The sequence below is a fragment of the Promicromonospora sp. AC04 genome, assembly GCF_003058225.1.
GTDB lineage: Bacteria > Actinomycetota > Actinomycetes > Actinomycetales > Cellulomonadaceae > Promicromonospora.
Map to the genome: position 1 here is coordinate 106,454 of NZ_QBUG01000005.1, position 12,462 is coordinate 118,915.

General features: G+C 70.8%; 10 protein-coding genes and 1 pseudogene. 3 read left to right on the forward strand and 8 right to left on the reverse strand.

The window, feature by feature from the left end; all coding sequences use genetic code 11:
- Nucleotide 1: 1 nt before the first annotated feature.
- The 3 genes from C8K30_RS14655 to C8K30_RS14665 all read right to left on the reverse strand — a co-directional run bounded on the left by C8K30_RS14655 (nt 2) and on the right by C8K30_RS14665 (nt 4,486).
- Nucleotides 2-823 (reverse strand): alpha/beta hydrolase, encoded by an 822-nt coding sequence (locus tag C8K30_RS14655; protein WP_108493654.1) that lies wholly within the window; start codon nt 821-823, stop codon nt 2-4.
- A gap of 20 nt (nt 824-843) precedes the next feature.
- Entirely contained in the window at nt 844-1,668 is an 825-nt protein-coding gene (locus tag C8K30_RS14660; protein ID WP_108493655.1) for an alpha/beta fold hydrolase, read from the reverse strand.
- A 79-nt stretch (nt 1,669-1,747) separates the two neighbouring features.
- The gene (locus tag C8K30_RS14665; protein WP_108493656.1) at nt 1,748-4,486 is read right to left on the reverse strand and encodes a LuxR family transcriptional regulator; all 2,739 of its coding nucleotides are present in this window, start codon (nt 4,484-4,486) and stop codon (nt 1,748-1,750) included.
- Between the two features lie 189 nt (nt 4,487-4,675).
- Between C8K30_RS14665 and C8K30_RS14670 the strand changes: the two genes are divergently transcribed.
- Nucleotides 4,676-5,515, forward strand: a complete 840-nt coding sequence (locus C8K30_RS14670) for an alpha/beta fold hydrolase (RefSeq protein ID WP_108493940.1) — start codon at nt 4,676-4,678, stop codon at nt 5,513-5,515.
- A gap of 263 nt (nt 5,516-5,778) precedes the next feature.
- Nucleotides 5,779-6,723 (forward strand): helix-turn-helix domain-containing protein, encoded by a 945-nt coding sequence (locus C8K30_RS14675; protein ID WP_146197482.1) that lies wholly within the window; start codon nt 5,779-5,781, stop codon nt 6,721-6,723.
- Between the two features lie 77 nt (nt 6,724-6,800).
- Here C8K30_RS14675 and C8K30_RS14680 read toward each other — a convergent pair whose 3' ends face one another.
- The 4 genes and pseudogenes from C8K30_RS14680 to C8K30_RS14700 all read right to left on the reverse strand — a co-directional run.
- Nucleotides 6,801-7,406, reverse strand: coding sequence for an NADPH-dependent F420 reductase (locus tag C8K30_RS14680; protein WP_108493658.1), 606 nt, complete (start codon nt 7,404-7,406; stop codon nt 6,801-6,803).
- A 137-nt stretch (nt 7,407-7,543) separates the two neighbouring features.
- Nucleotides 7,544-8,332, reverse strand: coding sequence for an alpha/beta hydrolase (locus C8K30_RS14685; RefSeq protein ID WP_108493659.1), 789 nt, complete (start codon nt 8,330-8,332; stop codon nt 7,544-7,546).
- Between the two features lie 90 nt (nt 8,333-8,422).
- Entirely contained in the window at nt 8,423-10,582 is a 2,160-nt protein-coding gene (locus tag C8K30_RS14690) for a LuxR family transcriptional regulator (protein ID WP_146197483.1), read from the reverse strand.
- Between the two features lie 164 nt (nt 10,583-10,746).
- Nucleotides 10,747-11,286: pseudogene (locus C8K30_RS14700) on the reverse strand (aldo/keto reductase); the annotation flags it as partial.
- Nucleotides 11,287-11,312: 26 nt separating this feature from the next.
- Here C8K30_RS14700 and C8K30_RS14705 point away from each other — a divergent pair.
- On the forward strand, nt 11,313-11,711 hold the full coding sequence (locus tag C8K30_RS14705) for a hypothetical protein (RefSeq protein WP_233257210.1): 399 nt from the start codon (nt 11,313-11,315) through the stop codon (nt 11,709-11,711).
- A 126-nt stretch (nt 11,712-11,837) separates the two neighbouring features.
- Here C8K30_RS14705 and C8K30_RS14710 read toward each other — a convergent pair whose 3' ends face one another.
- Nucleotides 11,838-12,410, reverse strand: a complete 573-nt coding sequence (locus C8K30_RS14710; RefSeq protein ID WP_199230497.1) for a GNAT family N-acetyltransferase — start codon at nt 12,408-12,410, stop codon at nt 11,838-11,840.
- Nucleotides 12,411-12,462: the final 52 nt, after the last annotated feature.

Consider the following 12,462-nt stretch of genomic DNA (forward strand, 5'->3'; position numbering starts at 1 on the left):
CTCAGTAGCCCGTCGTCGCGGTCCAGGATGCGCGGGCCAGCGCCCAGTCGAGCGCGCGGTCGGCGACCTCCTCCCAGCCCGGGCCGGCGACCATGAGGTGCGGTCGCCCGTCGTACGTCTCGTGCTCGGTGATCGTTCCCGCGCCCTTGTAGTGCTTCGCGTTGGACGCCTGGACGGCCTCGGGCATGATGTGGTCCTTCGACCCGGACAGGAACAGCAGCGGTGGGCGGTCGGGGTTGGCGAAGTCGACCCAGGCTCCCTGGTGGCCGGGCTGGTAGTTCGCCAGCACGGAGTCGAACAGCACGCGGCCCGACGCCGGGATGTGGTACCGCTCGTAGAACGCGAGCGACTCCTCGTCCGTGTAGGTGTTGGTGAACGCGTACTTCCACTGCTGCGGGGTGAGGCCGACGGCGCGGTGGTGGTTCAGCGGGTTCTTGAGCGCGGGGAAGACCGAGTGGAGCTGGGTCCATGGCGTGATGCGGATCCCCTCGGTGGGTGCCGAGTTGAGCGCGACGCCGGCGCAGCCGTACCCGTGGTCCAGGAGCACCTGCATGAACGATCCGCCCGCCGAGTGGCCCATGAGGATCGGCTTGGTGTCCAGGGTGTCGAGGAAGGCTTCGAGGTGGCCGACGATCGACTCGATGGTGAGGTCTGCGATCGGCGTCGGGTCGGCCCGCAGGGCTTCTACCTCGACGTCGAAGCCCGGGTAGGCCGGGGTGTGGACCGTGTAGCCCTTGGCCTCGTAGCGGGTCTTCCAGTGTTCCCATGATCGGGGTGTGACCCAGAAGCCGTGGATCAGGACGATGGTGTCCGGGGTGCTCATCGTGGTTCCTCTCGGAGTGCTCAGGAGTTGATGAAGGTGAGGAGGTCGGCGTGGAGCCGGCCGCGGTCGGTATCGGGGAGCGCGTGGCCCGAGCCCTCGTAGACGGTCAGGCGGGCGCCGTCGATGAGGGCGGCCGAGCGCCTGCCGCCGACGTCGATCGGGACGATCTGGTCGTCGTCACCGTGGATGACCAGGGTCGGTACGTCGATCTTCGCCAGGTCGGGACGGAAGTCCGTGGCGGAGAACGCGGCGATGCACTCGTAGGCTCCTCGGTGACCGGAGGCCATGCCCTGCGCCCAGAACGCGTCGCGGAAGCCCTGCGGGACGTCGTGGGCGCGGTTGTGGCCGAAGAACGGCCCGTCGGCGAGGTCGCGGTAGAGCTGCGCACGGTTCGCGGTCTCGCCGGCCCGGATGGCGTCGAACACCTCGACGGGCAGGCCCTGCGGGTTGTCGTCCTGGCGAAGCATCAGCGGCGGTACGGCACCGACCAGCACCACGCGCGAGACCCGGGCGGTACCGTGCCGACCGACGTAGCGCACGATCTCCCCGCCCCCGGTCGAGTGGCCGACGAGGGTGGCTTCCCGCAGGTCCAGCGCTTCGATGAGGCATGCGAGGTCGTCGGCGTAGGTATCCATCTCGTTGCCGTTCCACGTCTGGCTCGAACGGCCGTGTCCCCGGCGGTCGTGGGCGACCGCTCGGTGCCCGTTCTCGGCAAGGAACAGTGCGGTGGCCTGCCAGGCGTCCGAGTTCAGCGGCCAGCCGTGGCTCAGCACGACGGGGCTGCCCTCGGTGCCCCAGTCCCGGTAGAAGATCTCGGCGCCGTCATCGGCGGTGACGAATGGCATGTGTGCCTCCTAGGCTCGTCGTCATCACCAGCGTCGTCCCGTACCCCTGGGGGACGGACCACGTGGACCACGTAGTCGTTCAGGAACCGCCGGCACCCAGCCGGTCCGCGAGCTGCCGGCGCGAGGAGATACCGAGCTTCTGGAACACCTTGCGCAGGTGGTAGTCCACGGTGTTGGCGCTGATGAACAGATTCGAGGCGATCTCGGCGTTGGTGTGCCCGGCGGCCGCCTTCTCCGCGATCGTCAGCTCCTGCACCGTGAGCAGCTGGCGTGGTGACGTCGGCGCCGTCTCCGCGCGCGATCCGGCCGCCTCGAGCTCGGCGGTGGCGCGCGGTACGAACATCTGGGCGTCGGCCTCCTCGAACAGCCGGATCGCCGCCCGGAGCTGCACGCCGGCATCCGCACGACGCCGCGAACGGCGCAGCCACTCGCCGTAGACGAGGTGGGCGCGGGCGCGGTCGGTCAGGGCGGCGGTCGGTTCGAGCGCGTCGAGAGCCGAGCAGAAGTGTTTCTCCGCCTCCGGACCCGATGTCGCCAGGCCGATCGCCCGATCAGCGACGCCTCGGCACCACGGTGAACCGTTCGCGGCCGCGCGTTCGCCGAGTGCAGCCGCGTACGACGACGCCTCGTCCGGATGTCCAGACCTGGCGGCAGCCTCGACGTAGTCGGCCCACTGAGTCGGTGTCACCTGCAGGAACGGCGAAGCGACCAGGGGCCGCAGCCGGTCGTAGGCCTCGTGGTAGCTCCCGCCGGCCAGGTCGCGCACGGCGACGGCCGCCTCGGTCAGCGCGCTGATGCCGCCCCGGCCGGCGGCCTCGGCGGCGACGGCGAGCGCGAGCACGTGGCCGCGGGGCGATCCGGTCCATGCCAGGACAACCGGATTGAGTGCGGGCGTGGTGTCGTAGCCCATGGCGAGGCGCACCTCGCGAAGCAGCTCCGCATAACGAGTCGCGAGCCGGACGGTGCCGCAGCTCAGCTCGTTCAGCGACATGATCTTGAGCAGCAGGTCCACGACCTGCAGTGCGCCCGCGTCCCGGGCTGCCCTCATCGCGCGCAGGAGAAGCTCGCGGCCGGAGTCGTCCCAGAGGAACGTGCTGAGCGCGGCGACCGAGATGCCGGAGTGCATCAGCTCGGCATCGGGCAGGGCCCGGATCGTGTCGAGCGCTGTCCGCGCGTGCGGGACGGCCTTGTCGTACGGGAGCCGGATCATCGCGCTCAGCCCCGCCAGCACGACGGACGCCGGGCCGTCGGCGACCGTGGTGCCCTGGTGGAGCCGGTGCCCGAGCTCGGTCGTGGTGATGCCCTCCATGAGCCGGTCGGCGTTCATGCACAGCTCGACCGCGCTGACCAGGGCGCGCTGCTCCAGGACCGCGTCGCGGCCGTGGAACAGGTCGGCAGCCTGCACGAGGTCCGCGCTCGCCCGCACGTAGTCCGGACCGCTGCCGGTGAAGGCGGCCAGGGAGGCACGCGCCATGGTCACGCGGCCCCGCGTCACCGGTTCCGCTGCGGCGAGGTCAACCGCGTCGAGGGCGTTCGCCGCGGCGTTTCCGGCGCCGACGGCGAGCGCGGCCTCCGCCGCGCTGACCTGCCGCGCGTCGCGGAGGGGACCCGGGCTCGTGAGCTCGGCGGCCCGGGCGAGCATCCGTGCTCGCGAGGCCAGACCACCGCGGCGAGCAGCCATGTCGGCAACACCCTCGAGCTGCGCGGCGACGGCATCGTCCGTGCCGATGGTCGAGCGGGACGCGTGCCACGCCTCCAGCTCGGTGATCTGGAGCGCGCCCGCCGCCTGGGCAAGCGTCCGGTGGGCCCGGCGCCGGGTGGCGCCGTCGACGGAGCCATAGATCGCCGAACCGACCAGGGGATGGCGGAACCGGACCACGTCTCCTATCTCGACCAGACCGGCCGCTTCGGCACGGTCGGGTGCGCCCGGGTCCAGGCCCCATGCGTCCGCGGCTGCCAGGACCAGACTGGTCTTCCGGGTCGAGTCCGCCGCCGCGAGGAGCAACCACGTGCGTGCGTGGTCATCGAGCTCGTCGACGCGGCCGGCGTAGTGACGCTCCAGGCGCTGGCCGACGGGGACGGGCGTGGCACTGAGGCCGAGGTCCGTCAGCTGCGCCGGGGACAGGCCGCGGGCGAGCTCGATCAGCGCCAGAGGGTTGCCCCCGGTCGCGTGCGCGACCTGGATCGCGACCACCGGGTCGATCGTCCCCCGTGCGGCGCGGGTGAACAGGTTCACCGCCGAGTCCGTGGCAAGGCCGGCCAGGGTGACGACGTCGACACCTCGCAGGCGGGTGACGAGGTCGCCCTCGTCCCTGCCGGCACACAGCAGGGTGAGCCGTTCCACCATGAGCCGCCGGGCGACGAACGCCAGCACGTCGAGGCTCTCGGCGTCCACGAGGTGCGCGTCGTCGACCAGGCACAGCGTAGGCCGGTCCGTCGCGGCCGCACCGAGCAGCTCGAGCGTCCCGAGGCCGACGAGGAAGCGGTCGGGCGGCGAGCCCACGGCCCGTCCGACCGCGATGTCCAGCGCGTCCCGGTGGTGCGGGGGCAGCTCCGCCATGAACTCGCGCAGCGACAACGTCAGCCGGTGCAGGCCGGCGTAGGGGATGGTGGCTTCCGACTCGTAGCCGTCGATCCGCAGCACCCTGGCATGTCCTGCCCGCGTCGCTGCTTCACCGAGCAGCGAGGTCTTGCCCATGCCCGGTTCACCGAGGATGACGAGCGCCCCGGAGCGGCCGTTGCGTGCGCCGCCGATGAGCGCTGCGAGACGGTTCAGCTCGTCGGCCCGTCCGAGCAGGCCCGACGACGTGGTGGTCATGCTTCAGCCTCCCTGTCGCGCCCCCCGCCTGAAGCATGCTCGCACGAACCGGCGCGCCCATGTTCTCGCTACCTGCACACCCGTTGCGTGTGTGTGCACGGCCCTGCGCGACTACGCGTCGCACGTGGTCCGCGCCCCGAGGGCCGCGACACACGATTGCGGTATCCGTCCGTCGAAGGAGCGATGCACATGTACTCGAAACCGATGTCCCGCCCTGTCCGCCTGTTGTTCACGATCCTCATGGTCCTGCTCGTCGGAGCGAGCCTGACCACCCCCGCGCTGTCGAGCGCCGCCCGCCCGGGGCCAGCGCCCACGAGCGGCGAGAAACCGACCATCGTCCTGGTCCATGGCGCGTTCGCCGACTCGTCCGGCTGGTCCGACGTCGCCGGGCAGCTGACTCGGCAGGGGTTCCCGGTCGTGGCGTTCTCCAACCCGCTGCGCGGCCCTTCGTCCGACGCCGAGTCCCTCCGGCTGTTCCTGTCGACCATCGAGGGTCCCGTCGTGCTCGTCGGCCATTCCTACGGTGGCGTCGTCATCACCAACGCGGCGACCGGTGACCCCGACGTCAAGGCGCTCGTCTACATCGCCGCCTACGCACCGGACGAGGGTGAGAGCGTCGCCGCGGCCAACGCCCTCGGCGGAGGCCACGCCGAGGTGACCGATCACCTCGTGGTCCGGCCCTATCCGGGCGCGCCCGAGGGTGATGGTGACGCCTACATCGACAACGCGTGGTTCCACCGGCTCTTCGCCCAGGACCTCCCGGCGTCGACCGCACGCTTCATGGCGCTGTCCCAACGTCCTGGTGCACTTTCGGCGCTCGTCCTGCCGTCCGCCGCGCCGGCCTGGCGGGAGATACCGAGCTGGTACATGGTGGCCAAGCGGGACCGGATCATCCCGCCCGAGGCCGAGCGGGCCATGGCAGCACGCGCAGGTGCCACAACCGTCGAGGTGGACAGCTCGCACGTGCCGATGATGAGCCGGCCCACCGCCGTGACCTCCCTGATCCTGCAGGCCGTCCGAGCCTCGTAGGACCAGCCGCACGAGGCGGCGCCCGATCAGCGCACGGAACACACCGCAGTGCTGCATCACACGGGCGCCGCCTCTATCACGACGCCGGCCTTGCGCTTCGGCGGCGAGCGCGCCATTGTCGTTCGTGGAGAAACCACAGCGCCGAACGGCAGGATTCTCCGCGTTCCAGGTCTTACTCTCCTGTGGTCCAGCATCGGTCACAGCACCAGGGCCCCAGCGGCGCTGAGCACTTCGCCACTTCAGCCAGATCCGTGAGGTGTTCCGTGCAAGTCGTCGACAGCGCAGTGGTGCCGCCCGAGGACCGGCTCGACATGGTCGTGGAGTCCATGGCCAGTGCGGCGCGAGCCACCGCCTTCACCCCCGAGGGCCCCGACAACCGCGTCCGACTCACGATGACCGCCTGGCAGCTCGGCGCCGTCGACGTCTTCGACGCCGAGTGCTCGGCGCACACGTTGCGTCGGGGTGCACGCGCGACGTCCGACGACGAGCCGCCGTCCCTGATCCTGACCCACGGACTACGTGGGGCCGGCGTGCACAGCCACCTGGGGCGCGACCTGCCCGTCGGACCGTCCCAGCTCTGGGCGACAGACCTCACCGCGCCCTACGTCCACCACATCGAGGACACCCACACCATCACGGCCAAGGTCGCGATCGCGACGCTCGGCATCCCGCACGACCTCGTGCGCGAGACTCTCGTGCACATCGGCGAGAGCCCGCTGGCGCCCCTGTTCGTCAGCCATCTGACGGAGACTCGACGAGTCGCCCACCTCCTCGACGGACCTGCCTCGGTCGCGCTGGGTACCTCAACCCTGTCACTCGCGCGCGCCCTGGTCGCCAGCATCACCGACGACAACCGCATCAGGCGTGAGGCATTCGAGGACTCCCTGCTGCTCCGGGTCCAGGCCTTCGTCCGACGCAATCTCGGCGACCCGGCTCTGGACGCCGCGTCGATCGCCGTCGCACACCATGTCTCCGTCAGGCACCTCTACAAGGTGTGCGCGCGGCCAGAGCTCCGGCTCGAACAGTGGATCATCCACGAACGCCTCGCCCGCGCGGCGGACGAGCTCGCCCGCACCTCCCCCGCGCGCGGCACCATCACGGCCGTCGCCCGCCGCTGGGGCTTCACCAGCTCCTCCCACTTCACCACACGATTCCGAGCGGCATACGGGGTCACGCCTCGGGAGTGGCAGGCGCTGCACCACCGATGACCGGCCGAGGCCTCCGTGCGACGAACGCGTCACGTTGCCCGTTGATCGCGCCGCCCCAGATCGACCCGATTGTGGACTCAGCCTTCGCGCAGGAGGTTGAGCGTGGGCAGCGGTCCGCCAGGGAACTGCTGGAGGCGTCCGCCGTCGGTCAGGGGCCCGAGGTCGATGGGTGCCCAGCCGGCCCGCTGAGCCAGGCGCGCGACCTCCGCGTTGGCGCTGTGGTGGTCGCCGGACAGGAAGATGACGCGGCGCTTGCCGTCGGGGCGTGGGTCGGCGCCCAGGACGGGCGGAGTGAGGGTGTTGAACGCCTTGACCAGTCGCCCACCCGGCACCAGGTCGGCCACGACCTCGCTGGAAGTCCGCCCGCCGAGGTCGGCGACCTTGAAGTCGGGCGGGCCCAGCGGGTTGGTCGTGTCGATGACGATGCGTCCGGCCCAGTCGGTGATGCCGGTCGACGCGACGGCTTCCTTGAGGCGGTGCCACGGTACGGCCAGGATCACGACGTCGGCCGCGGCCGACTCCTGAACCGTGGCGGGGACGAGTCCCTGGCCGAACCTGGTGGCGGTCGCGTGGAGGGTCTCCGGGCCGCGGCTGTTGCTGAGCAGCACGGTCTGGCCGCTCGCGGTGAAGCGGCGGGCGAGCGCGGTGCCGATGGCACCGGCGCCGATGATTCCGATGGTCATGGCCTACTCCTTGGTGCGTGCTGATCGTTCTGATCGTGCTGCGGTTCGGGGTGTGGTGCGGCCGACGCCAGGACCTCCACCTGATCGCGGAGCAGGCCCTGACAGGCTGGCCGTCCTGAGCCCCCGGCGCGCCGGGCTCAGACGCCCCTCTCCTTGATCCAAGCCAGGGTCGCGTCGGCGACCTCGGCCCAGCCGTGGTCGACGGTCAGCGAGTGCCCTCGGTCAGGGAACTCGATCAGGTCGGTCACGGCATCCTCGTTACGCGAGTACAGCTTGTGCGCGGTACGCGTCAGCGACGCCGGCGCGGTGTGGTCCATCCCGCCTGCGATCAGCAGCAGCGGCCCGCGGTCGGCGTGGAAGTCGATCGCTGCGGGCGAGCCGGGCAGCAGGTTCGCCGCGGCGTCCTCGAACAGCGGCCGCCCGGGCGAGGGGATGGTCCATCGCTCGTACAGGTCGGCGCACTCCTGTTCGGACAGCTCGTTGCCGAACCCGTAGCCGAACTCCTCCGGCGTCAGCGTCACCGAGCTGCGGAAGTTGGCCGGGTTGCGCAGCGCCACCGACGCCACCTTGAGGGTCGACGGCGGTAGCAGGATGTTGCCGCGGATCGGCGCGGAGTCGATCGCGACCGCCGCCGCGACCTGGCCACCGGCCAGCAGCCGCTGCACCACCAGGCCGCCGAACGAGTGGCCCACCGCGACGACCGGACCGTCGAGGCCGGCGATCAGGTCCGTGTAGTGACGCACCACGTCGTTGATGCCGAACCCACCCGCCCGGTCGGGGTTCGCGCGGGCCTCGGCCACCGTGGGTGAGTCACCAGGCCAGCCCGGCGCCTGGGCGGCGTAACCCGCGAAGGTGAAGTGCTCCACCCAGGGGTCCCAGGACGTGGCGTGCAACCACAGCCCGTGAACGAAGACGACAGTGCTCATGCGATCCTCCGAAGTCGATGTGCTCGTGCACAACAGCCTGAGCCCGGAGGTGACAGGAGGGCTTCTGTCAGATGACTACACCTCGGCTCGTCAGAGGTCGCGACGGGCCGGTGGGTCGACGATGTCCCGCAACTGCGTGCGACTGGTCACCCCGAGCTGCGGAAACACCCGGTACAGATGCATGCCAACCGTCCGCGGCGACAGGAACAGCCGCTCAGCGATCTCCCGGTTGGTCAGCCCCTGCGCGGCCAGCAGCACGATCTCCCGCTGCTGCGGGGTGAGCGAGGCAAGCGCCGGCGCCTCCTCGCGGGATCGGTGCGTTGGAGGCGGCGTGTCGGGGCGCACTCCAGCTGCCCTCAGCTCTGCGGAGGCGCGCAGCGCGAAGGGGGCGGCGCCGAGGCGCTCGAACGCGCTCTGGGCGTCCACCAGGTGCGGACGCGCCTCGATCACGCGGCGCTGCCGCCGCAGCCAGGCGCCGAAGTCAAGCTGGATACGCGCGTGCTCGTACGGCCACACGGGACCCTCGGGGTCGGACAACGCGAGCGCGAAGTGGATGTCGGCCTGCGCCTGGTCGCCGGGCGCGTCACCCGCGGCGGCCACCAGCGCCGCCGCGTGCTCCACCAGCGCGCGAAGGCGCACGGAGCCGTGCCCGGCCACCTGGCGGAAGGTGGCTGCGGCCTCCTGCCCTTCGGCGTAACGGCCGGTACGCACACAGGCGGTCACGAGATCGACCATCCCGTACAACGACAGATGGGGATGGACCGGGCGCCCGGAGTCGTCCAGGATCAGCCGCAGCACATCATGCGCGCGCTCATGGTCGCCGTCGGCCAGAGCAGTCAGACCCAGCGCCCGGCGCGTAGCCACCGCTACCGCGCGGCTCACGTCCGGGTCGAGCCCGGCCAGGGCCTGGGCCGCCAACGAACGAGCCTGGTCCGGATCGCCGCGCATCGCCGCGAGCATCGCCAGATCCGCCTCGGCCGTGCGCCGGATCATCTCCGCGCCGGTCTCGGCCCCGATCCGCAACGCGTCGCCGTACGCCGCGCCCGCCGCGTCCCACGCACCGCAGTCCCGCAGCGCGGTGCCCAGCGTGTTCGAGACCAACGCGTTCACGCCACCGAGCGAGGTATGTTCCTGACGGTCCAGGAAGGTCCGCAAGGCGGTCACGGCGTATCGCGTCTGGTCGACCGTCCACGCAGCCCCACCGAGCTGGTTCAGCGTCACCTGATCCAACCCGGCTGGGTGCCCTCGCGCGGCGAGCACCGCCTCGACCTGCTTCACCGAACCCACCGGGTCCAGAGCCGCGATCAGCCACGTTGCATGCGGCGGGCCGAACTCCTCGTCCAGGAGGGTCAAGCCGTGGTCGGGTGCGAACGCACTCGGCGCGGCCATCGCGGGCGCCAGGACCGGTGAGTCGGCTTCGTCCGCGCCGGGCTGCGGCCGGCTGCCGTTGAGCTGCCGGTCCATCACCTCAAGGGCCACGACCATCTGCTCGAAGTGTTCCGGGCGGCCCGAGTAGTAGGCCGCCACGGCCGCCGGGGCGAGCGCAGACCAGGCCAGATCACTGTTGCCGCCGTCAGCCGCACGCACCGCCACCGTGGTCAGCATGGTGATCGCCTCGGCGTGACGGTCGGTACGGGCCAGTGCCCAGCCCGAGGCCAGCGCCGCTTCCAGGGCATGCGCGGGGTCGTCGGTCAGGTCACCCGCCCGGGCACCGAGGCGGCCCACCCAGGTGCTGTCGCCCGCATAGATCGCGGCCCGCATCGCCAGCAGGTACCGCCGTGCGGCAACACCCGGGTCAGCCGTCAGCTCCGCGGAACGCTCCAACATCCGTGCAGCAGCCGCCCACCCGGTATGCACCCGCGCGGCATCAGCCCCGTCCTCCAACGCAGCGGCAACCTCTTCATCCGGCCCCAGCGTGGCGGCCGCGAGATGCCACGCACGTCGATCAGGGCGGGCCGCGAGCGCGTCCGCGAGGCTCAGGTGGGCACGCTGGCGATCCACGAACCGCGCAGCGTCGTACAGAGCCCGCGGCGTGCCCGGGTCGAGCCACAGCAATGGCTGAGGCCCTGCGCCGTCCAACCGGACCAGCCCTGAGTCCTCGGCCGGACCCCATTCGGTCAGGGCGTCGTGCGGTAGTGAGCCGAGAAACAGAGGCACATCCTCAGGCGCCGCGGCAGCGGCAGCAAGGAGCAAGTGCTGCGTCGCCTCGGACAGACCAGCAACGACAGCACACGGATCGAACGACGCCACGAGGCCATCTCACCGCCCGTGGGGCGGGACTGTCATCCCGCAGGTCGTAGTTCACCCTGGCCGGGCGTACCAGCCGGAGCCACAGAGCCGGGCGACACCCCGGCCGTCGCCCGAGGTGACCGGTCCCCTCCTGTATCTCCTGTCGGTGGATCGGGTTGAGTGCGTCAGGCTTCGGGGATCGGGAACGCGTGGTCCTCGAGGGTGATGAAGCCGGGCTGGGGGCCGCCGCGGACACCGGTGTCGAGGGCGTCGATGGCGGCAAGCTGGTCGGCGGTGAGCTCGAAGTCGAAGACGTCGAAGTTCTCCGCGATCCGGGTGGCCTTGATCGACTTCGGGATCGCCGAACGGCCCTCCTGGACGTGCCAGCGGAGCATCACCTGAGCCGGGGACTTGCCGTGCTCGCGGGCGATCTCCTGCAGGGTCTCGTTCTCGAGCACGCTCTTCTGTCCCGGCGTGTAGGTAGTGACCCCGCCGATCGGGGACCACGCCTGGGTCAGGATCCCGTGCTTCGCGTTCAGGGCCTGGACGTCCTTCTGCTGGAAGTAGGGGTGCAGCTCGATCTGGTTGACGGCAGGCACGACCGACGTCGCGGCGAGCAGCTGCTCGAGGTCCTCAGGCGTGAAGTTGCTGACCCCGATCGCGCGGACCTTGCCGTCGGCGAGGAGCCGCTCCAGCGCGCGGTAGGCGTCGATCGTGAGGTTGAACGCGTAACAGCGCCCGCTACCTGTTCCTGGACGAACGCTCCCAGAGGTTCTACCCGGACTGGGAGGCGACCGCCCGCGAGGCCGTGTCAGTTCTTCGCCTCCTGGCCGGTCAGGACCCCACGGACCGCGCGCTGACGGCCCTGGTCGGGGAGCTCGCCACCCGCAGCCCGGACTTCCGCACCTGGTGGGGCGGGCACACCGTCCGCACCCACAACACGGGGACCAAGCGGATCAACCATCCCGTCGTCGGTGAGATGACGCTTGCCTTCGAGACGCTCACGATCCCGTCCAACAGCGGGATCGTCGTCGCGACGTATCTGGCGGAACCGGGAACGCCCTCGGCGGACGCCCTGGACCTGCTCCGCAGCTGGACCGCCTCAGCCCCCGGCTCCACGAGGGACATGGCGACGCGGGAAGCTCCGTGACGTTCGCCGGCATACCTCGTGGGATGGACCGCCGGCCATGGCTCGCGGTCCACCCGCAGGACGGTTGGGCTGGAGGTCGCCGCGGACAAGCATGTCCGGCCGGAGGCGGCCCACCCGCATACAGCTCTAACCGGCTCGAGCGGGCATGGTCGACGGCCGCCACTCTCGCCTGATCAGTCCGAACACCCACGAGTCTGACACCTCGCCGTTCACGACGCAGTCCTCACGCAACGTCCCCTCCCGCACGAATCCGATCTTCTCCAGGACCCGAGCAGACGCCACGTTGCGCGTATCGGTCTCGGCCTGAACCCGATTCAGGTCGAGAGTGTCGAATGCCCACTGCAGCAAGGCGTGCGCGGCCTCCGTCGCGTAGCCGTTGCCCCACATCGCATCGCCGAGGACGTAGCCCAACGACGCGCTGCGGTAGTCCGGGTTCCATCCGGTCAGACCGCACCAGCCGACGAAGGCCCCGTCAGAAGCACGGTCGACAGCCACCCGCGCCCCGGTGCCTTCGTCCGCCATCTTCTGGCACATCGCGATGAAGCGCTCTGCGCGGGCCCGGTCGGTCCACGGCGAGGAGTCCCAGTAGCGCAGCACGTGGGCGCTGCTGTGCAGCGCGAAGAGGGGGTCCGCGTCCGCGTCGGTGAACGGGCGCAGCCGCAGGCGAGCGGTGTGCAGCACGGGGGTGGCCAGAGTCATGCGCACCATCTTGCGTCGTCGTGGAGCCTGCAGGACACCGAATACCCGAGCC

Excerpts from the sequence above, each read along its gene's own strand:
- C8K30_RS14655 (WP_108493654.1), bottom strand. The coding sequence starts at position 823 with ATGAGCACCCCGGACACCATCGTCCTGATCCACGGCTTCTGGGTCACA.
- C8K30_RS14680 (WP_108493658.1), bottom strand. The coding sequence starts at position 7,406 with ATGACCATCGGAATCATCGGCGCCGGTGCCATCGGCACCGCGCTCGCC.
- C8K30_RS14665 (WP_108493656.1), bottom strand. The coding sequence starts at position 4,486 with ATGACCACCACGTCGTCGGGCCTGCTCGGACGGGCCGACGAGCTGAAC.
- C8K30_RS14660 (WP_108493655.1), bottom strand. The coding sequence starts at position 1,668 with ATGCCATTCGTCACCGCCGATGACGGCGCCGAGATCTTCTACCGGGAC.
- C8K30_RS14710 (WP_199230497.1), bottom strand. The coding sequence starts at position 12,410 with ATGACTCTGGCCACCCCCGTGCTGCACACCGCTCGCCTGCGGCTGCGC.
- C8K30_RS14670 (WP_108493940.1), top strand. The coding sequence starts at position 4,676 with ATGTACTCGAAACCGATGTCCCGCCCTGTCCGCCTGTTGTTCACGATC.
- C8K30_RS14685 (WP_108493659.1), bottom strand. The coding sequence starts at position 8,332 with ATGAGCACTGTCGTCTTCGTTCACGGGCTGTGGTTGCACGCCACGTCC.